This is a genomic window from Nocardia sp. XZ_19_385, from assembly GCF_015355755.1.
Classification (GTDB): domain Bacteria; phylum Actinomycetota; class Actinomycetes; order Mycobacteriales; family Mycobacteriaceae; genus Nocardia.
The window spans coordinates 2,616,388-2,641,188 of the sequence record NZ_JACVEE010000001.1 but is presented as its reverse complement, the minus strand read 5'-3'; the positions used below and the strand labels follow the sequence as shown (position 1 = coordinate 2,641,188).

The 24,801-nt window shown below is 67.6% G+C and carries 18 protein-coding genes; 3 read left to right on the top strand and 15 right to left on the bottom strand.

Annotated elements, in window-relative coordinates; all coding sequences use genetic code 11:
* Nucleotides 1–9 precede the first annotated feature (9 nt).
* The 6 genes from IBX22_RS12465 to IBX22_RS12440 are packed head-to-tail and all read right to left on the bottom strand — an operon-like array spanning nucleotide 10 to nucleotide 8,620.
* Nucleotides 10–1,020 carry an ABC transporter permease gene (locus IBX22_RS12465; RefSeq protein ID WP_194815425.1) on the bottom strand — a complete coding sequence of 337 codons (1,011 nt, stop codon included), beginning with the start codon at nucleotides 1,018–1,020 and terminating at the stop codon, nucleotides 10–12.
* Nucleotides 1,021–1,050: 30 nt separating this feature from the next.
* On the bottom strand, nucleotides 1,051–2,685 hold the full coding sequence (locus tag IBX22_RS12460) for an ABC transporter substrate-binding protein (protein ID WP_309234555.1): 1,635 nt from the start codon (nucleotides 2,683–2,685) through the stop codon (nucleotides 1,051–1,053).
* Nucleotides 2,682–4,622, bottom strand: coding sequence for a biotin carboxylase N-terminal domain-containing protein (locus IBX22_RS12455; protein WP_194815424.1), 1,941 nt, complete (start codon nucleotides 4,620–4,622; stop codon nucleotides 2,682–2,684). The genes IBX22_RS12460 and IBX22_RS12455 overlap by 4 nt, the downstream gene beginning before the upstream one ends.
* Nucleotides 4,619–6,184: a carboxyl transferase domain-containing protein gene (locus tag IBX22_RS12450; protein ID WP_194815423.1), complete on the bottom strand. Its 1,566-nt coding sequence runs from the start codon at nucleotides 6,182–6,184 to the stop codon at nucleotides 4,619–4,621. Before IBX22_RS12450 ends, IBX22_RS12455 begins: the two co-directional genes overlap by 4 nt.
* Nucleotides 6,181–7,416: an aminotransferase class I/II-fold pyridoxal phosphate-dependent enzyme gene (locus tag IBX22_RS12445; RefSeq protein ID WP_194815422.1), complete on the bottom strand. Its 1,236-nt coding sequence runs from the start codon at nucleotides 7,414–7,416 to the stop codon at nucleotides 6,181–6,183. The genes IBX22_RS12450 and IBX22_RS12445 overlap by 4 nt, the downstream gene beginning before the upstream one ends.
* 4 nt (nucleotides 7,417–7,420) lie before the next feature.
* Complete coding sequence (locus IBX22_RS12440) at nucleotides 7,421–8,620, bottom strand: MFS transporter (RefSeq protein WP_194815421.1); 1,200 nt, start codon at nucleotides 8,618–8,620, stop codon at nucleotides 7,421–7,423.
* Between the two features lie 425 nt (nucleotides 8,621–9,045).
* Between IBX22_RS12440 and IBX22_RS12435 the strand changes: the two genes are divergently transcribed.
* Nucleotides 9,046–14,295: a type I polyketide synthase gene (locus IBX22_RS12435; protein ID WP_309234554.1), complete on the top strand. Its 5,250-nt coding sequence runs from the start codon at nucleotides 9,046–9,048 to the stop codon at nucleotides 14,293–14,295.
* Between the two features lie 51 nt (nucleotides 14,296–14,346).
* On the opposite strand, the gene IBX22_RS12430 is transcribed toward IBX22_RS12435, so the two are convergent.
* The 3 genes from IBX22_RS12430 to IBX22_RS12420 form a co-directional block, all read right to left on the bottom strand.
* Nucleotides 14,347–15,570, bottom strand: a complete 1,224-nt coding sequence (locus IBX22_RS12430) for an SGNH/GDSL hydrolase family protein (protein ID WP_228538313.1) — start codon at nucleotides 15,568–15,570, stop codon at nucleotides 14,347–14,349.
* 64 nt (nucleotides 15,571–15,634) lie between these two features.
* Complete coding sequence (locus IBX22_RS12425; RefSeq protein ID WP_194815418.1) at nucleotides 15,635–16,828, bottom strand: MFS transporter; 1,194 nt, start codon at nucleotides 16,826–16,828, stop codon at nucleotides 15,635–15,637.
* Between the two features lie 65 nt (nucleotides 16,829–16,893).
* Entirely contained in the window at nucleotides 16,894–18,300 is a 1,407-nt protein-coding gene (locus tag IBX22_RS12420) for a PLP-dependent aminotransferase family protein (RefSeq protein ID WP_194815417.1), read from the bottom strand.
* Between IBX22_RS12420 and IBX22_RS12415 the strand changes: the two genes are divergently transcribed.
* Complete coding sequence (locus IBX22_RS12415; RefSeq protein ID WP_194815416.1) at nucleotides 18,299–19,210, top strand: DMT family transporter; 912 nt, start codon at nucleotides 18,299–18,301, stop codon at nucleotides 19,208–19,210. The two genes, IBX22_RS12420 and IBX22_RS12415, sit on opposite strands and share 2 nt — an antisense overlap.
* Before the next feature lie 17 nt (nucleotides 19,211–19,227).
* On the opposite strand, the gene IBX22_RS12410 is transcribed toward IBX22_RS12415, so the two are convergent.
* The 5 genes from IBX22_RS12410 to IBX22_RS12390 form a co-directional block, all read right to left on the bottom strand.
* Nucleotides 19,228–19,716, bottom strand: coding sequence for a DinB family protein (locus tag IBX22_RS12410; RefSeq protein WP_194815415.1), 489 nt, complete (start codon nucleotides 19,714–19,716; stop codon nucleotides 19,228–19,230).
* A 150-nt stretch (nucleotides 19,717–19,866) separates the two neighbouring features.
* On the bottom strand, nucleotides 19,867–20,853 hold the full coding sequence (locus IBX22_RS12405; protein ID WP_194815414.1) for a glycine betaine ABC transporter substrate-binding protein: 987 nt from the start codon (nucleotides 20,851–20,853) through the stop codon (nucleotides 19,867–19,869).
* A complete protein-coding gene (locus IBX22_RS12400) occupies nucleotides 20,850–21,599 on the bottom strand; it encodes an ABC transporter permease (RefSeq protein ID WP_194815413.1) in 750 nt (249 codons plus the stop codon). Before IBX22_RS12400 ends, IBX22_RS12405 begins: the two co-directional genes overlap by 4 nt.
* The gene (locus IBX22_RS12395; RefSeq protein WP_309234553.1) at nucleotides 21,596–22,762 is read right to left on the bottom strand and encodes an ATP-binding cassette domain-containing protein; all 1,167 of its coding nucleotides are present in this window, start codon (nucleotides 22,760–22,762) and stop codon (nucleotides 21,596–21,598) included. Before IBX22_RS12395 ends, IBX22_RS12400 begins: the two co-directional genes overlap by 4 nt.
* Nucleotides 22,755–23,360, bottom strand: coding sequence for an ABC transporter permease (locus IBX22_RS12390; protein WP_375540221.1), 606 nt, complete (start codon nucleotides 23,358–23,360; stop codon nucleotides 22,755–22,757). Before IBX22_RS12390 ends, IBX22_RS12395 begins: the two co-directional genes overlap by 8 nt.
* A 168-nt stretch (nucleotides 23,361–23,528) precedes the next feature.
* On the opposite strand from IBX22_RS12390, the gene IBX22_RS12385 reads away from it, so the two are divergent.
* Entirely contained in the window at nucleotides 23,529–24,347 is an 819-nt protein-coding gene (locus IBX22_RS12385) for a PIG-L family deacetylase (RefSeq protein ID WP_194815412.1), read from the top strand.
* Between the two features lie 81 nt (nucleotides 24,348–24,428).
* Here IBX22_RS12385 and IBX22_RS12380 read toward each other — a convergent pair whose 3' ends face one another.
* Nucleotides 24,429–24,758 carry a hypothetical protein gene (locus IBX22_RS12380; RefSeq protein ID WP_194815411.1) on the bottom strand — a complete coding sequence of 110 codons (330 nt, stop codon included), beginning with the start codon at nucleotides 24,756–24,758 and terminating at the stop codon, nucleotides 24,429–24,431.
* Between the last annotated feature and the right edge of the window lie 43 nt (nucleotides 24,759–24,801).

The following is a 24,801-nucleotide window of genomic DNA, read 5'->3' as shown; positions in this document are numbered from 1 at the left end:
CGACAGCTGTCATCGTGCGCCGCCGTTCCGTGAGTCGCGGCGCAAGCGCGGGTCGAGCCACAGATACAGCAGATCGACAAGCGTGCTGATCACCACGTAGACGAAAGCCGACAGGATCGCGACGGCGAGCACAACCGGAAGATCCTGTGCCAGCACAGCTTCGACCGTCACGCGACCGAGGCCGGGCCTGCCGAAGACCTCCTCGATAATCACCGCCCCGCCCAGTAATCCGCCGACCAGCCAGCCGGTCAACGTCACCGCGGGCAGCGCGGCATGGCGCAGTCCGTGCCGCACGCGCAGTTGGCTTTCCCGCACCGACCACGAGCGCACTGTCACCGCGAACGGTTCGTCGAGCGCCCGCTCGAGGCCGTCGCGCAGCACCTGGGAGATGACCGCGCCGAGCGACAGCCCGAGCGCCAGCGCGGGCAGCACCAGCGCGGGCAAACCCTTGTTGGCGGCCACCGGGAAGATCTTGAACTGGAAGCTGAATACCGACAGCAGCACGATGCCCAGCCAGAACGCGGGCGTCGAAACCAGCGCCAGCTCAACGGCATTCGCGACCGCCCGCGTGCGTCGCCGACCCGCCGTGGTGGTTGCAACGGTGACCGCGAACGCCAGCGCCACCAATAGCGCAGCCCCCGTGAGCGCGAGGGTCGGCCCGACCTGCGCGCCGATAACCTCCGAGACCGGCCGCTGCAACACGTAGGAGCGCCCGAAGTCGCCGTGTGCCACGTTCCACAGGTATCGGGCGTATTGCACGACGGCCGGGCTGTCCAAGCCCCACTCGGCCCGGATGGCCGCCTCGACCTCCGGGGTGCGCGGCTGTTCGCCGAGCAGCACGTCGACCGTGTCGCCCGGCGCGAGCCGTACCCCGATGAAGGACAGGGTTGCCGCGCCCCACAGCACTCCGATGCCCGAGATCACCCGCAGCACAATCTGTTTCGTGGTGCCGGTGCGAGCGCCGGGTGCGGTGTCGACTGCGGACCCCACTGCTTGCGGTGCGGTGATTTCGAGCGTCATGGACACCGCCCCGGCTGATTGTGTGCCGCCTCAGCCACGGTCGACCCAGATGTCGTACGCGTTCTCCGGAAGTTGCTTGTACGGCCGGAATCCCGCGCCGTGCACGTGCGTCCCGGCCGCGATCTGGTTCTCGGGAATGTAGAGCGGCAGCCCATATGCCTTGTCCAGGAGCGCGAACCGCTGCAACTTCCCGTACTGCTCGGCCCGCGCGGCGGTGTCGATGGTCGCTGCGGCGGCCTGCAGCCAGCCCGACAGTTCGGGATCGCCGGCCCGGCTGTAGTTCAGCGTCCCCTTCGAAGTCGGCGGGTACCAATGGTTTTCGATATCGATGCCGCCGGTCAGGGTGTCGGAGTTGGCGATCGAGCCGAAGGTGTTGCTTTTACGGAACTCGGCGTAGGTGCCCAGATCGACGTAGGAGATCTTCAGGTCGATGCCCGCGTTCTGCCGGGCCTGCGCTTGGACCGCCTGCAGCAGCACCTCACGCTGATCCCGGACGGTGGACTGGGCCTGCACCAGCTCGACGGTCAGGCGCTGACCGTTCTTGGTCCGGAATCCATCGGAATCCCTTGCCGACCAGCCTGCTTCGTCGAGCAGGCGGTTGGCGGCGTTCTTGTCGGCGCCGTAGGTGCGCTCGATGCTCTTGTCGTAGAACAGCGCGTCGACGCTGGAGGCGATACCCCACCCGCGGGTGCGCTGACCGCGATAGATCGACTGCAGGATCGCATCGACGTCGACGGAGTTGTTCAGCGCCTTGCGGACCTTCTCGTCGGCGGCCGGACCGAAGGTCGCGTTCCAGTACAGCGTGTACGGGCTGCCGTTGTTCAGCGAGCGCTGATAGGTGAACTCCGGATTGTCTTGGAACAGCGAGGCGTCGTTGCCGGAGACGCCCTCGATGAGATCGACCTGACCGGAGGTGAGCGCACCGGTGCGCACCGAGGATTCGGGCAGGAATCGGTAGGTCACCTCGTCGAGGTAGGCCGGGCCCTGATGGGCGGCGTTGCGCGGCGCCCAGTTGTAGTCCGGGTTCTTCCGGAAGTGCAGTTCCTGACCCTTGACGTAGCGATCGAGAATGAACGGACCGGTGCCCGCGATCTCGGGCCCACCAGCTTTGAGCTGAGGCTTGTCCCACGCGGCGGGGGAGATGATGTCGAAACCGGAGGCGAAGTCGAGGAATGGCGCGTAGGGATTCTTCAGCGTGAAGACCACCGTGCGTTCGTCCCGCGCGCTGACTCCGGCCAGGTTCGACAACGGTCCGGAGGAGAACCCGCCGGAGTAGGCCACGTCCTGCATCGTGGTGAAGTTGCGGGCCACCGCGGCCGCGGTCAGCGGATTGCCGTCGGTGAACTTCACGTCCTCGCGCAGGGTGAAGGTGTAGGTCAGCCCGTCCGGCGATACCTCATGACCGGTGGCCAGCCAGGGGAGGAAACCGCCGTCCTGGGTGCGCGCCAGCAGCGTCTCGTAGGTGTTGCGCAGCATCAGCTTGGTGTTGCTCTGACCGTTGAGGTGCGGATTGAGCGTGGTCGGCTCCGTCTCCACACCCCAGGTCAGCGACCCGCCGCTGCGGGGTTGCCCCGATCCGCCCGACCCGGTGTCCGACCCGCCGCACGCGGTCACCAGCAAGGCTGTCGCCATGAGAGCCGTTGCCAGCCGCCAATTCCGCTTCACCGCGCGGTACTCCTGTCCTCGATGAGAAATAGTGTTTGATCGGTAGTGATGACCGCGCCCTCGGTTGCGGAGACGGTCACGATTCCGGCATGGGTCGCGGTCAGCTCGTGCTCCATCTTCATGGCCTCGACCACGCCCAGGAGCTGGCCTTTCTCGACGGGTGTCCCCGTTTCGACATGAAGCCGAACGACGGTGCCGGGCATGGGCGATCGGATCTCGGGGTCCGCCGCTGCCGAGCCGAACGATCGGTATTCCGCGTATCGCACTTCCCTGGTGACCCCGGCGACCTGAACTGTCCAGGCCTCGCCCGCGCGGCGGACGACAGTGGGTGTCGAGCCCACCGAGATCGTGTCGCCGCTGGTCCGGACGCAGACCACGCCCGGGTCGGCGGTGTCGGCGCGCACGCGCACCGCGTCCCCTTCGTAGCCGTTGACCCGGACGGTGAACGGTCGTCCGTCGACCGACAGGTCGACGCTGCCGAGATCGTGGTCGGTGGGATCGAGCCAGGCCCGATCACCGACCGGGGCGCCCACCGACCACGGCGTCGCCCGGTCGGGCGCGCTCAGCCCGGCGGCAACTGCCAAGGCGCTCAACAGATCTGGATCCGCGAACTCCGCGATCGGGTCGATCCGATCCAGGTAGGCGGTGTCGTGCTCGGCCGCCGCGAGGATCGGGGAAGCGAGCACGTGACCGGCGAATCCGAGGTTCGTGGAGATGCCCGTCCAGCGCAGCTGCGCGCAGGCATCGCGGGCCGCGGCCAGGGCCGCCTCCCGGGTGCGTCCGGTGGCGACGAGTTTGGCGATCATCGGGTCGAATCCGCCGGTGACAGTCAGGCGGCGGTCGAAAGCCCGCTCGATTCGGATGTCCGGCCAATGCGTCACCTCGAGGTCGCCCGGGCCCGGCAGAAACGACCGGAACGGGTCCTCGGCATACATCCGGACCTGCACCGACGCACCCGTGTAGGCGATCTGCTCCTGGGTGGCGGGCAGCGGCTCACCTGCGGCGACCCGCAACTGCCACTCGACCAGATCGATGCCGGTGATCTCCTCGGTGACGGTGTGCTCGACCTGCAGCCGCGTGTTCATCTCGATGAAGAAGAACTCGTCGCCGACCAGCAGGAACTCGAAAGTGCCCGCGCCCACGTAATTCAGCGCCTGCGCACCGCGCACCGCGGCTTCGAATATCGCCTGCCGGGTGCCGGCGGGGATACGCGGCGCGGGCGCCTCCTCGATCACCTTCTGGTGCCGCCGCTGCAACGAGCAGTCGCGATCGAAAAGGTGCACGGCACTGCCGAATTCGTCGCCGAAGACCTGGACCTCGATATGCCGCGCGTGCTCGACGTAGCGTTCCAGGTGCAGTCGTCCGTCCGCGAAAGCCGCTGTCGCGGTGCGGGTCGCGGACGCCAGCGATTCGCGCAGCTCGTCCCGCGAGCGCACGACCGACATCCCTTTACCGCCACCGCCGCCGGCTGGTTTGACGATGAGCGGATACCCGATGTCCTCGGCCGCGCGGGCCAGGACGTCGAGGTCGTCGGTCGCCTGCCGCGTTCCGGGTAGCACCGGGACGCCCGCGTCAGCCATGATCAGGAGCGCGGAGGCCTTGTCGGCCATGGTCTCGATCACCCCGGAGCTGGGACCTACGAAGACGAGTCCGGCGGACCGGACGGCACGTGCGAAACCGGCATTCTCGGAGAGGAACCCGTAGCCGGGATGCACTGCGTCGCAGCCAGTTTCGGTGGCGGCGCGGACCAGCGCGGCGGCGTCGAGGTGACCGCCCGCCCCGGGTAGTCGCACGGTCGCCAGCGCACCGTCGTGATAGGCCAGGTCGCGATCCTCATCGACGCTCACCGTGATGTAGCCGATGCCGAGCCGGTCGCAGGTGCGGGCGATACGGGCGGCGACCTCACCCCGATTCGCGATGAGCAGCGTCGAGATCACAGCCGGAACACCCCGAAGGTGCCGGTGGCGGCCGGTGACCTATCCCAGCGTTCGTGCGCCAGCGACAGCGTCTGCGCCAGCCAGGTCCGGGTGTCCTCGGGCTCTACGACGGCATCGATCCACATCCGCGCGGCGATATAGGCCGGGTGTGATTGGCGTTCGAAACTGTCGATGATCGGCTGCTTGATCTTCGCTTCCTCGTCCGCGCCGAGTTCCTTGCCCTCGCGACGCAGCCTGTCGCGCTTGAGAATTGCCATCACGGCGGCGGCCTGCTCGCCGCCGACGCCGGTGGAGCGGGCGTTCGGCCACATCGCCATGAACTGGCCGCCCATCGACCGCCCCGACATCGCGAAATTGGCCGCGCCGAAGCTGCCGCCGATCACCAGGGAGATCTTGGGGACGGTGGCGCAGGACACCGCGTTGACCATTTTCGCGCCGTGCTTGGCGATGCCCTCGCGCTCGTATTGCTCGCCGACCATGAACCCACTCACGTTGTGCACGAACAGCAAGGGGATCCGGCGCTGGTTGCAGATCTGGATGAAGTTCGTCGCCTTGAGCGCGCTGTCCGGGAAGATAACGCCCTGATTCGCGATGATGCCGACTTCGTAGCCGGCGATGCGCGCGGTCGCGCACACGATGGTGAGGCCGTAATCCTTGCGGTACTCCACCCACGATGTGGCATCGACGACGCAGCGCAGAATCGCGCGAACGTTCATCTCCTTCTTGGTGGTTGCCGGGATCAGGGCAGGTAGGCGCGCCGGATCGTCGGCCGGTTCGAGGGCTTCGAAGGCGGGTGGATGCACCTTGTCGCCGGGCGTGCGCGCGACGATGTCACGGACCATCGCCAGTGCTTCCGCCTCGTTCGCGGCAAGATGATCCGCCACAGCGGTTTCCCGGACATGCAGGTCGGCGCCGCCGAGGGTTTGGGCGTCGACCTTGATGCCGGTGGCGGCCTCGACCAATTGCGGTCCGCCGAGAAAGACCGTGCTGAGGTCTTTCACCATCACCGTTTCGTCGCTCATCGCGGGGATGTAAGCGCCACCCGCGGTGCAGATTCCGAGCACCGCGGAGATCTGCGGCAGTCCCAGCGCGGACATTTCCGCGATATTGCGGAACATCTTTCCGAGGTGCTCCTCATCCGGGAAGATCTCCTCCTGCAACGGCAGATAAATGCCGCCCGAATCCGCCAAATACACACAGGGGAGCCGGTATTCGCGGGCCAGCTTCTGCCCGCGTAGGTGCTTCTTGATGGTGAGCGGGTAGAAGGTTCCGCCTTTGACGTGCGGGTCGTTCGCGAACACCATGCAGGGCCGGCCGTGGATGGTGCCGATCCCGACGATGAGCGCGGCCGCGGGCAGATCGGTGTCGTAGACCTCGTGCGCGGCCAGCCGGCCGATCTCCAGGAACGGAGTCCCGGGGTCGAGTATCCGGTTGACCCGTTCGCGCACTGGAAGTTTGGCGTCGCCCGGGCGGCGACGCGGGGTGACGATTTCGGCGATGTGGTCACGCAGCAAGCGCCGCTGCGCTTCGAATCCGGTGTTGTGTTCGATGGTCAGCGTCATGCGAACTGTTCCTCCCGCTCCTGGTGCGCGGCGAGGCTCGCGGTCAGCGTGTCGGCGAACCGGCGGATGGTGCCGGGTTCCAGGTCGCCGCGCAGCATCAGGCGCAAGCCCGCACTGCCGCGGCGGATGATCGGGAAGAACACAGGCGAGGTGTAGAAGCCCGCGTCCAGCATGTCGCGCGCCACGGCGACCGTGGTGTCCTCGCGGCCGATACTGACAAATCGGATCGGCAGCCCGTCACCGGCCAGATCGGTGGTCACCAGGGAATCGAACAGCCGAACCCGTTCGCGGAGTTCGGCTTGCAGTCGATCGACCGTGCCGTCGTCGTGCAAGTCGCAGGACGCGATGATCGCGCCGAGGCCCGCGGTATTGATCCGCTGCGACCACATCAGCGGTCCACTCGTGCGGAGCAGCGTGGGTTTACGGGAATCGTCGCCGGGCGGGCCGAAGAAGATCACCCCGCCGCTGGCTCCGAATCCCTTGTTGAGCGAGGCGATTATGAGAGTCCGGTCCCGCCATCCGTCGTAGGCCCCGAGGACGTAACCGCGGCCACCCGGACCGAGCGTCGAGATGCCGTGTGCCTCATCGAAATACAGGAACAGCCCGTACTGGTCCTGGAGCCGGTGCAGCTCGGCCAGGGGAGCGCCGCCGCCGGTGCTGTAGACGCCGTCGGCAACATAGGCGACGTGGGAGTGCTTGCGGCACAACTCTTCCAGGGCCGCGACGTCGTTGTGTTCGATCGTGACCAGCTCGGTCTCGTCCGCGACCAGCGGCTTCATCGCGTTCAGGCAGAAGTGCGCGTTCTTGTCGAAGACCACCAGCGGCGGGTGCCCGCCGGTCAGTTCCCCGGAGGCGAGCAGCGGCAAGGTCGCCCAGGCCGCCGCCGCACACGAGGAGACCGTGACGGCCTGCGCGCCGAAGGTCCGCGAGAGTCGCTGCTCGGCTTCTTCGAGGAGCGAGAGCCGGATCCGCATCCGGGAGATCGACGAATTGATGGTCGCCGTCTCGTCGAGTCCGCGATGGGCGCCCGCGATGATCCGCGGATCGCTGTCCAGGCCGAGATAGGAGTACGAGGAGAAGTTGACGAGCGTCCGCCCGTCGCGGTCGTGTACCTTCCCGTCGCGCATATCCGCCGCGACGATGTCGACCAGACCATGCGTCGTGCTGTCGTCCCAGAACGTGTTGCTCAGTTGGAGTTGCCTGCGGATATTGGCGAATTGGTGTGTGCCCATTCGGTTATTCCTTTGTCGGCGAGGACACCGTGACGACGAGTACGTTCACGGCGGCGAGCAGGGTGATAGCGAGGGACCAGGCGATCAGCCCGGTGAGTGCGGGACCCGCCAGCGAGGCGACGCCCGCGAGGCCCTGCTGGATCAGCGCGCACCAGGTGACAGCCATCGCACCCCCGGCGACCAGATGGCTGACGGCGTGCGCGGCGCTGTTGGGGAACAGGGTGGCCTGGCCGAAGGTCGCCGTGAGGTATCCGGCGAGAAAGATCGGCAACGCGATCACCTTGGGCGGCTCGAACACCCAGACGACGGTGATGAGCACGCACCCGGCGAGCATGAGCCAGGCGCCCTGCCGCATCATGGCGCGCGCGCCCAACCGGCTCACACTGCGCCTTACATAGGTCGCACCGGCCAGGTACGCCGCACCGTAGAGCACGCCGAACAGGCCGAATACCCACGGCGGCAGCGCGAATCCGTCCGAGAAGATGAACGCGGATTTCTGCTGGATCATCACGATGACGGCGAACCCGATACCGCCCGCGGCGGCAGCGACGACGAAGGTCCGGTCGCGGAGGAGCCGTCGAGCCGTTCCCCCGGTGGTGGATTTCGGTTCCGGCGGCGGCAGTGCGACGCGCAACGCGAAGGCGACGGGCACGACAGCGAGTGCGGCCAGCAGGGCGAACCCGTAGCGCCACCCGAGTGTGGAGGTGACGATGCCGCCGATCACCTGCCCGCCGCCGAGCGCGACCACGAACGCCATCGACAGCAGCGCGAGTTGCCGCGCCAGCTCGGCGCCGCTGAACAGGTCTTTGACCATCATCCGCCCGACGACCGCGATGCCGCCCGCGCCGATCGCTTGAACAACGCGCAGGGCGAGCAACTGCGGCGCGTCGGTGATCAGCGCCAGTCCGGCGCTGGCGAGGATGAAGCACACCCCGGCCGCGACGAAGGCGGGTACTCGGCCGAACCGCTCCGCCGCCCGGCCCCAGGCCACCACCGGAAGCGCCGCGAACACCACGAACACGGCCACCGACAGTTGCAGCGTGCCCGCACCGGCGCCGATGTCGGCGCCCAGTGCGGGCATGCTCGGCAGGTAGATGGTGGTCGCCATCTGTGCGACAACGACTGCGCCACACGCGGTTGCGACGATGGCCCGGTGCGGTGTCGTAGACGCCGACGTCCCGCCGGTCTGCTGCCGCACACTCATTCACACCCCTACGCTCCACAGCGGTGCGCCGCACTGGTGAAGGCGATGGCGGCGGCACTCGTCCGGATTTCGGATCCGTCTATAGGTCTACGGGGGCTAGCGGCCGCCAAACATAGTTAGGATCGCTCTGATTCGAGCGGGCGCGTACAAGGCCGACTTCGACAGCGCCACAACACCTCTGATGTGCGCAGTTCCCCCGAGCCGGGTGACCAGGCTCGTGACCAGGTCTGACCGGGCCGTAAACCCCCAAACCTCCAGCTAACTCTATTTGCCGACCAAAGTTACTGTAAATAGACGCTATTCGTGTCGCCGACGAACTACAGCTAATTTCTAGCAACATTCATGTACGCTCACGCCGCCAGTGGCTGGGTGGCACCCGCTACCCAGCGTCAACAGTTGCTAACTCTCGAGAGATGGGTGGCGTTGTGAGTACAGGTGTGGAGGGTACTGTCGGCGCCGGGCAAGAACCGATCGCGATAATCGGGATGGCGGCTCGGTTGCCGGGCGCCGCGAGCGTCGAAGCGCTATGGGATCTGTTGCGCAACGAGAGAAACGCGATTGCCGAGGTACCGGCGGAGCGATTCGCGGTAGACGACTACTACGACGCCGCACCGGCGACACCGGGGCGCATGATGAGCCGCTACGGCGGTTTCCTCGACGGCATCGAGGAATTCGACGCGGAGTTCTTCGGGATCTCCCCGCGCGAAGCCGAATGCATGGACCCGCAGCAACGGTTGCTGATGGAGGTGGCCTGGGAGGCGTTCGAGGACGCCGGCCTGACGCTGGACGGCACCGCCACACTCAACGCCGCGGTGCTCATGGGAGTGATCACGAGCGACTATTGGGACCGGCAGTCGCACCGGCTCCAGGACCTCGACGTGCACACCGTCGGCGGCAGCACGCGCGGTGGGAACGCCGGGCGAATCTCCTTCGCGCTCAACCTGCGCGGCCTGAGCGTCGCGGTCGACGCGGCCTGCTCGTCGTCCCTGGTCGGCGTGCATCTGGCGGTGCGATCGCTGCGCGCGGGTGACTGCGATGTCGCCTTCGCCGGCGGCGTCAACCTGATCCTCAACCCGGACCACGCGATCGGATTCTCGCAGGGCCGGATGATGGCGCCGGACGGTCAGTGCAAGGCCTTCGACGCCCGCGCGGACGGGTACGTCCGCAGCGAAGGCGCGGCCGTGGTCGCCCTCAAACTGCTGTCGCGGGCGATCGCGGACGGCGATCGCGTGCACGCGGTGATCAGGGGGAGCGCGGCGAGCAACGACGGGCACGGCGAGACGTTCATGGCGCCGCAGGTCGCGGGTCAGAGCGCGGGCCTGCGATCGGCGTACCGGGACGCCGGGATAGATCCGGGCAGCGTCGGCTACGTCGAGGCGCACGGCACCGGCACCAGCGTCGGCGACCCGGTGGAAATCGGTGCGTTGCACGAGGTTCTGGGTCAGGCCAGACCGGCGGGAAAGCCACTGCTGGTCGGGTCGGTCAAGACGAACATCGGGCATACCGAGGGCGCTGCCGGCGCCGTGGGCCTGATCAAGGCGGCACTGTGCGTGCGCGACGGATTCATTCCGCGCAGCCTCAACTTCCAGACACCGAATCCCGCGATTCCGTGGGCCGACATCAACGTCGAGGTCGCCGCGCACGCCCGCCCGTGGCAGGAGGAGGACGGGCCGCGCCGGGCCGGTGTGAGCAGCTTCGGCATCACCGGGACCAACGTCCACGTGGTGCTGGAGCAGCCGCCGGCCGTCCCGGCAGGCAACCCGCGTCCGGCGCGACCGGTCCTGCTGCCGATCTCCGCGCGCAGCGAGGCGGCTCTGGTCCAGCTGGCGAGGGCCTATCGAGACATGCTGGCGGACACCGAGATTCCGCTATCGGACGTGGCGCTTTCGGCCGCCGTGCGCCGGACCCACCACGCCCAGCGGCTCGCGATCGTCGCGACCACGCACGCGGAAGCGGCCGAGCTGCTCGATGCCTACGCCCGCGGCTCCTACACCGAAGGTCTGGCCTGCGGCGACGCCGAGGACGACATCGATGCCCAGCACGCGACGGCGTGGATCTTTCCCGGGCAGGGCGGGCAGTGGCTCGGCATGGGACGCGAACTGCTCGCCACCGAGCCGGTCTTCGCCGCGAAGATCGCCGCCTGTGAACTGGCGATGGCCCCGCACGTCGAATGGTCGCTGACCGCGCAACTCACCGCCACCCCGGCGGAATCGCTGCTGGCGCGGATCGACGTGGCCCAGCCGGTGATCTTCGCGGTGCAGGTCGCGCTGGCCGCCCTCTGGCTGGACCGGGGATTGAAACCCGATGTCGTGGTGGGGCATTCGATGGGTGAGGTCGCGGCCGCGCACATTGCCGGGATTCTCCATCTGGACGACGCCGCGCTGCTCATCTGCCGGCGGAGCGCCTTGCTGCGTACCACCAGCGGCCAGGGCGTGATGGCCGCGGTCGACCTGTCGCCGACGTCGGCGCAAGCCCTCGTGGCCGGGCACTGCGGGGTATCGGTCGCGGTCTGCAACGGCCCCGACTCCTGCGTGCTGTCCGGCGACGAGGCCGCGATCACGCGGATTCTCGCCGAACTCGAGGCGCGTGGTGTGCCCGGCCGCCGCGTCAAAGTCGATGTCGCCTCGCACAGTCCGCAGATGAATCCGCTGCGCGCCGAACTGCTCGAGCTGCTGTCGCCGCTGCGCCCGCGGGCCGGCGGCATTCCGCTGCACTCGACGGTGCACGGCCGGGTCGTCGATGGGACGCAGCTCGGACCCGAGTACTGGATGGACAACCTGCGCGAGCCGGTGCTGTTCGGTGCGGTCATCCAGCAGCTCGCGGACGCGGGTGTCGACACGTTCGTGGAGTTCGGTCCGCATCCGCTGCTGGTCTCGGCCGTGCAGCGGAATCTGGAGTTCCGTGGGCGGGCCGGCGTCACCGTCGCGGCCATGTCCCGGGACAGTCACGGGCCGGCCGCGCTGCCGCAAGCCCTCGCGGATCTGTATGTCGCGGGACGACCGGTTCCCTTTGCGGCCCTGGCTGATTCGACCGCCAGGTACGTGCCGCTGCCCACCTATCCCTGGCAGCGCGAGCGCTACTGGCGGGACGAACTGGGGTTGCCCGGTGTGGCGCAATGGAGTGCGCTCGCGACCAGCACGGCGGTCCCGGCCCATCCGATCATCGGCTCCTATCTCCGCTTGGCGCCCGGTGACTGCTATCTCTGGGACGTCGAGCTGGATCTGGGCCGGCTCCGCTACCTGGCCGAGCATCTCGTGCACGACATCCCGATCCTGCCCGGCGCCGCCTATCACGAGCTAGCGCTCGCGGCCGGCCGGCAGATCCACGGCCCGACCGCGTTCTCGATCCAGGGTCTGCGTTTGGAACGCGCGCTGTTCCTCGCCGCGGATGCGCCATCCCGAATCCAGATCCGTTGCACCGTAGAAGATCTCGGCGTGTACCGCTGGGACTGCTACACCTACGACGGCGGCTGGCTACTGGTGGCCACCGCGGCCCTGCACAGCGAGCCCGACCTGGTCGGGGCCGAGTTCCTGACGCGGCCGGACCCGTCGGACTTCCCCGAATGTCTCGACATCGCAGCGCATTACGCGGCATCGACGGACCGCGGGATCGTGCAGACCGGGCCCTTCCGCGCGCTGACTTCGCTGCGCCGCTCGCCAGGGCGGGTCCTGGCGGAGTTCACCGTCGACGCATCGATCGCGGCGGACATCGGCAGGTACGTCATGCATCCGGCGCTGCTGGATTGTGCGCTGCAACCGCTGATGTCGCTGCTGCACGGGCCCGAGGTCGCGCACGACACCTATCTACCCGTCGGCACGGCCCGATGTTTCGGCCAGGGACAACCCACGCCGGGGGCGGCACTGTGGTGCACCGTCACCCGGACCTCACCCGCCGACGAGGTCGATCTCGTGTGCGGTGACATCGTGATCGGCGACAGCCAGGGTCGCCACCTGCTCACCATCGAAGATTTCCGGCTGAAGCGACTCGGCGGCGATCTGCCCGAGCTGTTCCGGCAGCGAGCCGGCAGCCTGCGCTACGACCTGACCTGGACGCCGGTCGAGCCATTGGCGCCGGGCAGTGCCGCCGCGGGCACGGTGCTCGTCATCGGTGACGGTTCCGCTCTGCAGGCCGAATTCGCCCGGCACGGCGTCGACGTGGTCTGCGCGTCGCCCGGTGATCGGTCGGCACTGGCCGACGGCAGCATCCGGACCGTCCTCTATCTGCACACCGGGTCCGACATCGAAAACACCGTCGCAGCTTTGGAACTGGTGCAGGAGCTCGCCACCCTGCCGATCCCGCCGCGGCTGTGGTTCATCACCCGCAGCGCCCACGCGGTGACCGCCGGTGCCCCGGTCGATCCGCTGCACACCGCGCTCTGGGGACTCGGTCGTGTTGTGCGCTACGAGATTCCGGATCTACGGTGCTCGATGCTGGACCTGCCCGCGCTGCTGTCGGCGGCCGAATGGTCTGCGTTGTGCGCCGAAATCTGCGCGGACGGACCGGAAGACGAGATCGTGCTGCGTGCCGGTGCCCGCTATGCCGCGCGCCTGACGCCAGGGCACCTGCCCGAGGAGCGCGAGACTCCGGTGCGGGCGGGTGCCACGTACCTGATCGTCGGCGGCTTCGGCGGCGTCGGATTGCTCACTGCCCGTTGGCTTGTCGACCATGGCGCCCGGCATGTCGTCCTCGTAGGGCGCACCGCACCCGACGAAACGACCCGGCAGCACCTGCAAGGCCTGGCCCTGGACGGTGCGGAGATCCGGATCGTCCAGGCCGACGTGGCCGACCAGGATCGGATGTCCGAGGTCTTCGCCTACATCGAGGCGACCATGCCGCCGTTGCGCGGTGTGGTGCATTCCGCGGTCGCGCTCGCGGACGGGATTCTCGCGCAGCTCTCCACCGAGCAGTACCTCGCGGTGATGCCGCCGAAGGTGCACGGCGCCTGGAATCTGCACCGGCTCACCGAGAATCTGGAGCTGGACTTCTTCGTCCTGTACTCCTCGGCGGCCTCCCTGATCGGCTCACCGGGCCAGGGCAATTACGCGGTCGCCAATGCCTACATCGACGGCCTCGCGCACTACCGCAACGCGCGCGGCCTGCCCGCACTCAGCGTGAACTGGGGGCAGTGGACCAACACCGGCCGGGTCGCCAAGGCCGAAACCGACTTGCGGCTGGCCGACCGCGGCTTCAAAGGTTTCGACCCGGCCGACGGCCTGGCCATCCTCGGCCGGCTGCTGGGCGGGGCACATGTGCAGACCGCGGTCATGTCCTTCGATCCGATCGTGTGGGCCAGGGACTTCCCGGCGCTGCGGACCGGATCACTGCTGCGCGACCTCGACACCGACTCCGGGGCAGCGGTTTCCGGTGTCAACCGCACCGATCTGTACCAGCAGGACGACACCACGGCGCACGCCGTCATCACGTCCTATCTGTGTGGACAGATCGCCACGGTGGTCAAGACCCCACCGGAGCGCGTCCAGGGAAATCAGCGTTTGAACCGTCTCGGCATCGATTCCCTGATGGCGGTGCAGCTCCGCAACCGGATCGCCGAGGATCTGGAAACCACTGTCCCCGTAGCGATCTTCCTGCAGCGCGGAACGATCGCGCACGTCGCGACGCACATCCTCGACGCCATCCGGGCACCTGACGGAAGCGCCGAGGCAGCGTTGAACTGACGGCACACGGCAACGGCCCTCCCTTGCCGGGGAGGGCCGTTGCCGGTCGAGTCAGAGGGTCTTCAGGTCGAAGGCGGCGGCCATGGCGGCGTAGCCCGCGGCGTTGGGGTGCTTGTGATCGCCGGAATCGAAAGCGGGATTCAGCTTTTCGGGGTCGGCCGGGTCGACGACGGCGGCGTGGAAGTCGGCGACGGCGTCGTATTCGCCACTGGTGCGGATCCATGCGTTGAGGGCCCGGATCTTCGCCGCGGAGGTGTCGTTGTAGTACTCGGCGCCCTTCATCGGCAGCAGGGTCGCGCCGACCACGGTGAGCCCGGCCCGGTGCGCGCGTGCGATCAGGTCGCGATGACCTTCGATGAGTTGCTCCACGGTGACCTGAGGGTTGGGCTTGTAGGTCGGCAGGTCTACCTCGGAGAAGCCGATGTCGTTGAGTCCACCGAAGACGACGACCGTGCGCACACCGCGTTTGGCGAGCACATCGCGATCGAAACGGTGCAGGCCGCTCTCCCCGAACCAGGGGGAGTCACTGCGGATCATGTTGCCGCCGATGCCGGCGTTGAGCACCGTGCGCGGGGTGCCGGCCGCGGCGAGCCGTCCGGCGAGTGCGTCGGGGTAGCGGTTGTTGGCATCGTTGTCGGATCCGAAGCCGTCGGTGATGGAATCGCCGAAGGCGACGATCGTTCCCCCGGTGCCTCCGGTCATCTCCAGATCGCTGAGGTAGTACCAGGAATGGGTTGTCTCGGTGAACGCCGCACCGCCGGTGTCCGCGACCCGGTCGCCGGTGGCACGGTAGGTGCTGGCGTAGCCCTGGGCGTGGAAGGTGGCGGGCCCGGTCTTGTCGGCCAAATACAGTGTGACCGTTGCCGATTCGAACGGTGCCAAACGCAGTTCGGCCGAGTCGCTGGTGACCTGCTGCCCGGGGGCGATGGTCGCAGAACTGGTGCCACCGAAACGCAACGGCCGCAGGGTATCCGGCTGAACTCGTGCTCCGTCCTCGGTGCGGCCGATGGTGGCGTCGGCGATACGGAGGTCACCCGGACCGAATTGGTTGGACAGCGTGATCCGCGCCGCGGTGCCGCCACCGGTAACCCGAATGACCTGTCGCACAGTCTGATCGGCGAAACCGTCCAGAGACCAGTTCGGTTCGAAGCCGATGCTGGGCTGTTGCATGGGTACCGCCCATGCGGTGTTCCAGGTATTCGCCGGGCCGGGGTCTGCGGTGGTGTTCGTGTAGACGGCTGCCGTCGCGGCGACAGCGACAGTGGCGGTCGCCATAGTGAGCAGTTTCCAAGTGCACATTGCTTCTTCGATTCTCTGAGTTGTATTGCTGAACAGGGGATTACGCGCGGCGCTCGAGCGCGCCGGACAGGAGTGCGACGGCCAGGGCGGCGGCTGCGAGGCCCGCCCCGATCCAGAGCGGCGCGGCCAGGCCGAGCCCGTGCTCGATGGCGGTTCCGCCCAGCCAGGAGGCGACGGCGATGCCGATGTTGAATGCGGAGATGTTCGCCGCCGAGGCCAGCGGCGATTCGCGGCCCGCGGTTTCGAGGACCCGCATCTGCACGGCGGGCACCATGGCGAACCCGGTGGCGCCGAGCGCGAAGATGGTGAACGCGGCGCCGGCCGCGTTGTGTGCGGTGAATCCGAAGACCAGCAGGACCAGGGCCAGTGCCCCCAAAGCGCCTGTCAGAGTTCGCATCAGCGCTCGATCGGCTAGGCGGCCTCCGATGATGTTCCCGGCGAACAGTCCGAGCCCGAACACTACGAGCAGCCACGGCACGGCCGCCTCGGACAAGCCGGTGACCTGGGTAAGGATCGGCTGGAAGAAGGTGAAAGCGGCGAACACGGCACCGAATCCCAGCGCGGTGATCAGCAACGCCAGCCACACCTGAACCCGTGCGAACACTGCCAATTGCGTACGCAAACTAGCGGATTCGGCACGCGGCTGGTACGGCACCAGCAGGGCCAGGGCGGCGAGAGCGGCCACGCCGACAGCGGTCACGGCCCAGAAGGTGGCGCGCCAACCGAAAAGCTGACCGAGCCAGGTGCCCAGCGGCACGCCGGCGACATTCGCCAGGGTCAAGCCGGTGAACATCAGGGCGATGGCGCTGGCCTTGCGATCGGGCGCGACCATACCGGCCGCCACGATCGAGCCGATGCCGAAGAACGCGCCGTGCGTGAGGGCGGCGATGATGCGCCCGGTCATCAGCAGCTCGTAGCCGGGTGCGAGCGCCGAGAGCAGGTTGCCCGCGACGAAAATCCCCATCAGCGCCAAAAGCATTGTCTTGCGCGAGATCCGGGTGCCCGCCGCGGTCATCAGCGGCGCGCCGATCGCGACACCGGCCGCGTAGCCGGACACCAGCAGGCCCGCCGTCGGGATCGAGACATTCAGATCTGTGCCGATCACGCCGAGCAAGCCCACGATCACGAACTCGGTCAGGCCGATGCCGAACGCGCCGAGCGCCAGCGCGAGCAGGGCCAGGGGTGCTCGTCGTGTGGTGGCCGGCGGCCCTGGCGCCACCAATGTCGTTGTCATGCCCCATGTAACCGAGCTAATGGGAAAATTGTTCCATTAGTGCTGAGAGGCTTCCGATGGACCGGCTACTGGGCGGCCAGCGCCGCCGCGATCGTCCGGGCGGCCGTCGGGAAGCCAAGGGGGTTGGGGCCGGTGAAGTTCAGGCGCAGGAAAGGCCCCGAAGGTTCGGCCGGGAACCACTCGTGACCGGAAGCGACGTACACGCCTCCGGTTTCGCAATCCCGGACGAGCCGGTCGGTGTCGGTGCCGTCGGGGAGCCGGGCCCAGAGATGGAGTCCGCCCCGCGGAACATGGTCGACATGCAGAGCGGGGGCGTGCTCGCGCAGACTCTCCACCAGCAGGTCCCGCCGCTCCCGCAGCTGGCCGCGAAGCCGGCGCAGGTGCGTGTGCCAGCCGGGATCGGTGACCACCCCGAGCGCCGCTTCCTGTAGGAGCCCACTCACGTACAGCGACTCCGCCGAGCGGTCGGCGAAGAGTCGCTCGCGAACGGGCCCGCGCGCGATGAGCGCGCCGATCCGGATAGCGGGCGACATGCTCTTCGTCAGCGAGCGGAGATAGACGACATGGCCGGCGGTGTCCCGGGCCGCGACGGGCCGTGAATCCGAGTCGATTCCGAAGTCGTGAGCCCAGTCGTCTTCCACGAGGAACGCGCCGTGCGCGCGGACCAGGTCCAGAACGGCCTCGGCCCGGTCCGGAGACCACTGGGCCCCAGTGGGATTTGCGTAGTTCGGCTGGACGTAGAGCGCTCGCGCCCGGGTCTCGCGGAAGGCTCGGTCCAGGGCGGCCGGATCGGGTCCCTCGGCGTCGCTCGGCACGGGGACCAGGTGCGCACCAGCCTGATGCGCGGCGAGGATCGCACCCCAGTACGTCGGCGATTCGATCAGTAGCGGTTGGCCCGGGGCGACCAGAGCGCGGAATATCGAGGTGAGCCCGCTCTGGCTGCCCGGGACGATGACGACGTCATTGGCCGTGGGCCCGGCCAAGCCGGCGGGCGTCAGATCGGCCAGCTCGGTCGCGAACCAAGTCCGGAGATCATGCAGCCCCGCGGAGGTCGAGCGGGACGTCGCCGACGCGCCTCGGGCGGCGCGCACCAGCGCCGCGCGGACCAGTCGTCCGGGCAGCAACTCGGCTTCGGGGTAGCCGGAATGGAGTTCCTGGGCGCCGGGCGGTGCGGTGCGCAGCGCGCCGGTCGAAGCCAGTGTGACACCGCGCGACGAGCCCAATGCGGCTGTCTGCCAACCGTAGTCCTGCGGACGGGCCGAACGCGGAGCCCGGACGAAATTGCCGACCCCGGGGCGGCACTCGATGAGGCCTTCCGCGGCGAGTGCCCGAATGGCCTTCTGGACTGTGACCGGGCTGGCCGCGTGCTCGCTCACCAACTGGCGGGTGGACGGCAGCCGCGCACCCGGGGCGGCCGTCCCGATCCAGGCTCGGATACCGTCCGCCAAGCGACTGCTGCTATCGTTATACATGTCAGTACAGAGTAGCGCTACTGCAAAGCCGCGAACACCGCTACCGGTCGGATCGGCGGGGTTGGCCTGGGGGTTCGTAGGCGTCGCGGCCTTTTCGTTCACGGTTCCGCTCACCCGCGTCGCGGTCGGTGGACTCTCACCCCTGTTCATCGGGTCCGGGCGAGCCGTCGTCGCGGCGGTGCTGGCCGGGATCGCCCTGGCGGCCACCCGGCAAACAGCGCCCGCGGCCAGGCAATGGCTGCGGCTCGCTGTCGTCGCCGCAGGGGTTGTCGTCGGCTTCCCGCTCCTCACCTCCTACGCCCTCACCGTGACACCGGCAAGCCACGGCGCCATCGTCATCGGCCTGCTGCCCGCCGCCACCGCGGTATCGGCCGTACTACGCACCGGCGAGCGGCCCAGCCGTGCGTTCTGGCTGTTCTCCCTCGCGGGCGCGATCGCCGCCGTCGGTTTCGCTCTCTTGCAGGGCGGTGGTATCGGCCGGTTGCACTGGGCCGACCTGCTCCTCTTCGGTGCGGTGCTGGCAGCCGCGATCGGATATTCCGAGGGCGCCCTGCTCGCGCGCGAAATCGGATCCTGGCAGACCGTGTCGTGGGCGCTGATCCTCGCTTCGCCGCTGATGCTCACCCTGACGGTCATCGCGATCGAGCAGCAGCCGCCGTCGGCGACCGCCGTCGAATGGGCCTGCTTCGCATACCTTTCGGCGATCAGCATGTACCTCGGCTTCTTCGCCTGGTATCGCGGCCTCGCCATCGGCCCGATGTCCCGAGTCAGCCAGGTACAACTCGTCCAGCCCCTCATGAGCATCTGCTGGGCAGCCCTGCTCCTCGGCGAACACCTCGACTGGCTCACCTTCCTCGGCGGACTCGTCGTCATCGCCTGCGCGGGCGGCGCGGTGCGAAGCAGGCTCTAGGAACGCCGGTTCTGTTGTCACGGTGCGGGGTTGTCGATCTGCTCGCGCAGGATGTCACCGTGACCCGCGTGCCTGGCGAACTCTTGGATCATGGCCAGCAGCGTCCATCGCATGCTGACTGTTCCCTCGCGAGGATTGGTCTTGGTGTCGTCGAGGTCGAAGCGGGACGCGATCTCCCGTGAGCGTCGGCTCGCGCGTTCGAACTCGGCGATCACCGCTGCCAGCGACTCGTCGTCGGCGACGGTGAACGTGCCCTCGTCGCGCCGCGAGTATCCATCGCATTCGGATTCGTCGAGTCCCGCCCAGAACCGCTGGAACCAGATCCGTTCCGCGGCGGCGGCATGCTTGAGCAATGAGATCGGTGTCGTCAGCGACGCGACGAGTCGCCGGCGGGCGTCGGCATCGGACAGACCGCGGACGGTCTCGATGAGTGCCTCGCGGCTGCGGTCGAGCAGGTCTTCGATGATCGCTCGTTCGCTGCCGTCGGTAATCGGGTTGGTACGCATGGGAGTTCACCATTCTTTGGTGTGAGGGATGAAACGTCCGGCGTCAGGGAACGACCGGGAAGAGGGTCACTATTCGACCCGTGGCGGGCGACGTCACCACCGCAGCGCAGGCCTGTCAGAAGGCGCTGCTGCTGGACTCACCGTACCGCGTCAGGGGATGGTGATAAAGCCCTGTGCCGCCATCCATTCACGGGCGACGGTGGCGGGTTCGCGGCCTTCGACATCGACCTTGCGGTTGAGTTCGGTGACGGATTCGTTGGTCAGCAGGCGGGAGATCGGGGTGAGGACTTCGATCACCTGGGGGTGAGCCTTGGTGAAGTCCTCGCGCATGACGAGGGCGGCGTTGTATTGCGGGAAGAAGCCGAGGTCGTCTTCGAGGAGGCGGAGGTCGAGGCCGGGGATGCGGCCGTCGGTGGCAGCGACGGAGCCGAAGCGGCATTGGCGGGCGTCGGCGGTGGACTGGTAGACGATGGCGTCGTCGACGACCTGCTTCAGGACTTTGCCGCCGTCGATGCCGTATTTGCGTACCACGCCCGGGAATCCGTCCTGGCGCACACTGAATTCGGTGCCGACGCAGGTGGCTGCGGCGGCGGGGTCGGTGTTGACCAGGTTCGCGTACTGGGACAGCGTCTTTACGCCGGTTTCCGCGGCGGTGCGCGCGCTGGTCGCGATCGCGTAGGTGTTGTTCACGGGAGCCATTGCGGCCCAGATCATTCCGTGCGCGGCGCGGTCGGCATCGCGGACCGCCTCGAACTGGGCCTGCGAACCCGCGACGGGGGATTCGTTGCCCAGGTAGTTCATCCAGCCGGTGCCGGTGTAGTCATAGGCGATGTCGACCTGCCCGCGTACCTGGGCGTCGCGCAGACTGTTCGAACCGACGATGTCGGTCAGATCCCGTACCTCGGCCCCGGCCGCGTCGAGCGCGAACGCGATGATCAAGCCCAGGATTTCCTGTTCGGTGAAATCCTTGGAGCCCACGGTGATTCGCACACCCTCCAGTTCGGGTATCGGCTGGATGCTGCCGGGACCCACGTCCAGGGGCACCGAACGACCGGCTTCCAGCCCGCAGGAGGCGGCCAGCAGTACCGTGAGCGTCAGCGCGAATGCCGTACAGCCACGCCGGATTCGGGCTCTCATCGCAGCCCCTTCGGTCCGAGGTAGCGTTCCGCGAGCGCGCCCACCCAGTCGATGAGCAGCGCCAGCGCCACCGCCAGTACCGCACCGACCCAGAGGGTGACGTTATCGCGCAGCTTGTAGCCGGTATCGATGAGGATGCCCAGGCCGCCCGCGCTCACCAGGAAGGACAGCGTCGCGCTGCCTACCGCCAGCACCAGCGAAATCCGCAGTCCCGCAAGGATGTAAGGCACCGCAAGCGGGAACTCGACGCGGCGCAGCACGGTGGCTGCCGACATGCCCTGTCCGCGACCGGCATCGACGAGCGTGGGATCCACCTGCTGAAAGCCGAGGATGGTGTTGCGCAGCACCGGCAGCAGGGCCAGCAGCACGATCGGCGCGACGCCGATCCAGAAGCCGGTGGTGCGGGTGATCAGGTAGAACAGCACGATCAGGCCGATGGCAGGCGCGGCCGCCCCGATGTTGGCGATGCCGACGAAAAGCGGTGCGAGGAGGCGGAATCGGGGCCGTGTGAGGGCGGTGCCGAGGGGCACCGCGAGGATGATGACGATGACGACCACGGTCGCGGTGATGAGCAGATGCTCCCAGGTGACGGTGGCGATATTGCCCGCGCTCAGGCTGGCCTGCTGGGTGGCGGTGAGATCGCGCGCGAACGCCCACACCAGCACGCCCGCACTGAGGAGCAGGGCGAGCACCGGCTGCGCGAAGAGCCGGATGTGTTCGGCGCGGCGTTCGGTCTGCGCGGTCATACGGAGCCGGTTCCGGAGTGTGTTGCGCGGAGGGCCGACAGGTGCGTGACCAGTGTGTCGATGGTGATCAGCCCCGCGTACGCACCACGCCGGCCGGTGACGACGGCGTTCGCGGTGCTGTCGGCTAGCAGGGCTTCCAGCGCCTGCTGGAGGGTGGACCGCAGCGAAACACCCTCGCCCACTCCGGTTCCCGCGTCACGAAGGGATTTCGCGATCGCGAGTTGGGGCAGCGTGACCCACCGCAGCGGGCGGCTCTGCTCATCGAGAACGAGGCCGAAGTCGTTGCCGCCGTCGGTGATTCTGGTGCGCAGCGACGCCACCGAATCGGTGACCAGAGCGGTGGGGCAATCGCCGAGTTCGACGTCCTCGACACGGGTGAGCGTGAGCTGTTTGAGCGCCGCGTCGGCTCCCACGAATCCGGCTACCGTCGCATCGGCGGGCTCGGCCAGGATCGCGCCCGGGGTGTCGTACTGCAGGACGCGAGACTGATTGCCCAGTACCGCGATTCGATCGCCGAGCTTGACCGCCTCGTTGAAATCGTGCGTGACGAACACGATCGTCTTGCGCAATTCCGCTTGCAGTCGCAGCAATTCGTCTTGCAGCAGCCCGCGCGTGATCGGATCGACCGCACCGAATGGCTCATCCATCAGCAGCACCGGAGGATCGGCGGCGAGGGCCCGCGCGACGCCGACCCGCTGCTGCTGACCGCCGGAGAGCTGACGTGGATAGCGATCCCGGAAAGTGCCCGGATCCAGCCCGACCAGATCCAGCATCTCCGTTACCCGGTCGCTGATCCGCTTGCGGTCCCAGCCGATCAGCCCCGGCACGGTGGCGATGTTCTTCGCGACCGTGAGGTGCGGAAACAGCCCGGCCTGCTGAATGGAGTACCCGATCCCGCGCCGCAGCTGATCCGGATTCACCGCCGACGCGTCCTGCCCGCCGATCGTGATCGTCCCCGAGCTGGGTTCGATCAGCCGGTTGATCATCCGCAGGGTCGTCGTCTTACCGCACCCCGACGGCCCGACGAGCACCACCGTTTCCCCGGCCGGGATGGTCAACGAGACCTGCTCTACCGCCGGATCCCGTTGCCCGGAATAGCTTTTGGTGACCGAGTCGAGCACGATCTCGACCCCGGACACGGCCGGTTCGACGGTTTCACTCACGAATACCCCCGGGGGTGGTCAGTCGTCCGGCGAGGACGAGCAGGACGTCGAGCAGCAGTGCCAGCAGGATGATCAGCACCGTGCCGGTCAGCGCCTGCGGCACCGCGGTCGGCGTGCCGAGTCGCGACAGCCCGGAGAAGATGAGATTGCCCAGGCCTGGGCCTTTCGCATAGGCGGCAATGGCCAGAATGCCCATGATCAGCTGCGTGCTGATCCGCATGCCGGCGAGGATGGCGGGCCAGGCCAGCGGCAGTTCGATGACGGCGAGCACCCGCAGCCGGTTCATGCCGACACCGCGCGCGGCATCGGTGACGGCGGGATCGACCGAGGACAATCCCACGATCGTGTTGCGCAGAATCGGCAGCAGCGCGTAGAGCACCAGCGCGGTGATGGTGGGCGGAACACCCAGTCCGAGAACGGGAATCAAGATCCCGAGCAGTGCGAACGACGGAATGGTCAGGATGATGCTCGCGGCGGCGGTGGAGACCGCCGAGCCGGCGGGACTGCGGTAGACCAGCACGCCGATCGCGATCGATACGATCGCGGCGATCAGCACAGCTTGGACCACCGCCGAGACATGCAGGTAGGAGTCCGTCATCAACTGCTGGCGGTGGTCAGCGATGTAGGTCCACAGCGTGTCCAGGAGCCTGCCCTCCCTCAGGTCGGCATGGTGAGCCTAACGGCAGAGCGGCCCCGCCGCAGGGTAATTCGCACTGGACTGGGTGGGTGGGGAATGCGGAGGGCCCCGGCGTTGTTCGCAGGTGATATGTCGGAGCGACTGACGATCATGGCTGTCCACGCCCATCCTGACGATGAAGTTCTCACCACCGGCGGCGTTTTCGCGCGCTACGGCGAGGAGGGGATCCGCACGGTCCTGGTGACCTGTACCAACGGCGAGCAGGGCGACGGCCCCGGCGGCGTGAAACCCGGTGCACCAGGCCATGATCCGGCCGCAGTGGCCGAGCAGCGGCTGGGTGAACTCCGGGCGTCGGCCGCACTGCTCGAGATCGAACACCTCGAACTGCTGGGCTACCAGGACTCGGGGATGGACGGCTGGGACGCCAACTCCGATCCGCGAGCCTTCGCCAACGTGCCGGTATCGACTGCCGCCGCCGAACTCGCCGCCCTCATCGAGAAGTACCGTCCGCAGGTGATCGTCACATATGACGAGAAGGGTGGTTACGGCCACCCGGACCACATTCAGGCGCACCGCATCACGGTCGCGGCCACGGAGTCCACCGGCATCCCGGCCAAGCTGTACTACGCCGTCGAGCCGCGTGAGGGTACCCGGGAAATGTTCGCCGCGGCCAAAGCCAACGGCCTGGACATGGGCGATTTCGAACTGCCGGAAGACTTCGGCACCCCGATAGCCGAGATCACCACCGTAGTCGACGTCACCGGCTACACCCGGCGCAAAGTGAAAGCCCTCGAGGCACACGGCAGCCAAGGCGACAGCGCCTTCTTCCTCGGCCTGCCCGACCCGATGCAGGACCTCATCCTCGGCACCGAATACTTTGTCCGCCAACACAACCGAGTCGACGGTGCGCCCGACCAGGAGACCGACCTGTTCGCCGGGCTGCGCTGAGGCCGTCGTCCACCGCATGACCGCCGGGTCATGCCCATAGGCCGGGTTTCATCTGGGCCGCGTGACAGGCACGCAGCATGCTCAGCGGCGCCGGCCCTGCCGTAGCTGCTTCGCTAGTTCGAAGCCCATGACGATTCCGATCCACCAGAGAAAGGACCACAGCACCCCCATCGCAAACAGCGCTATGGCGGATGCGGCCAGAAGAATCAAATCGAGCCAAAATACCGCTTCAGCTATCCGGATGCCGGCTGCTTCCATGCGGCTGCGGAACAGCAGTATCCCGATGGCAAGAAATATTACTGCCGATACAAGGGGAATTATCACTGATAGTGAATCAGTGGTACTGAATCCGCTTGCATGTGGATCGGAGTAATGGAAAAGAAGGGAAATCCCAGCCGAAACAGCGAACATCAACGCGGATGAAATAGCTGCCGATACAGCTCGGATTCGTGAT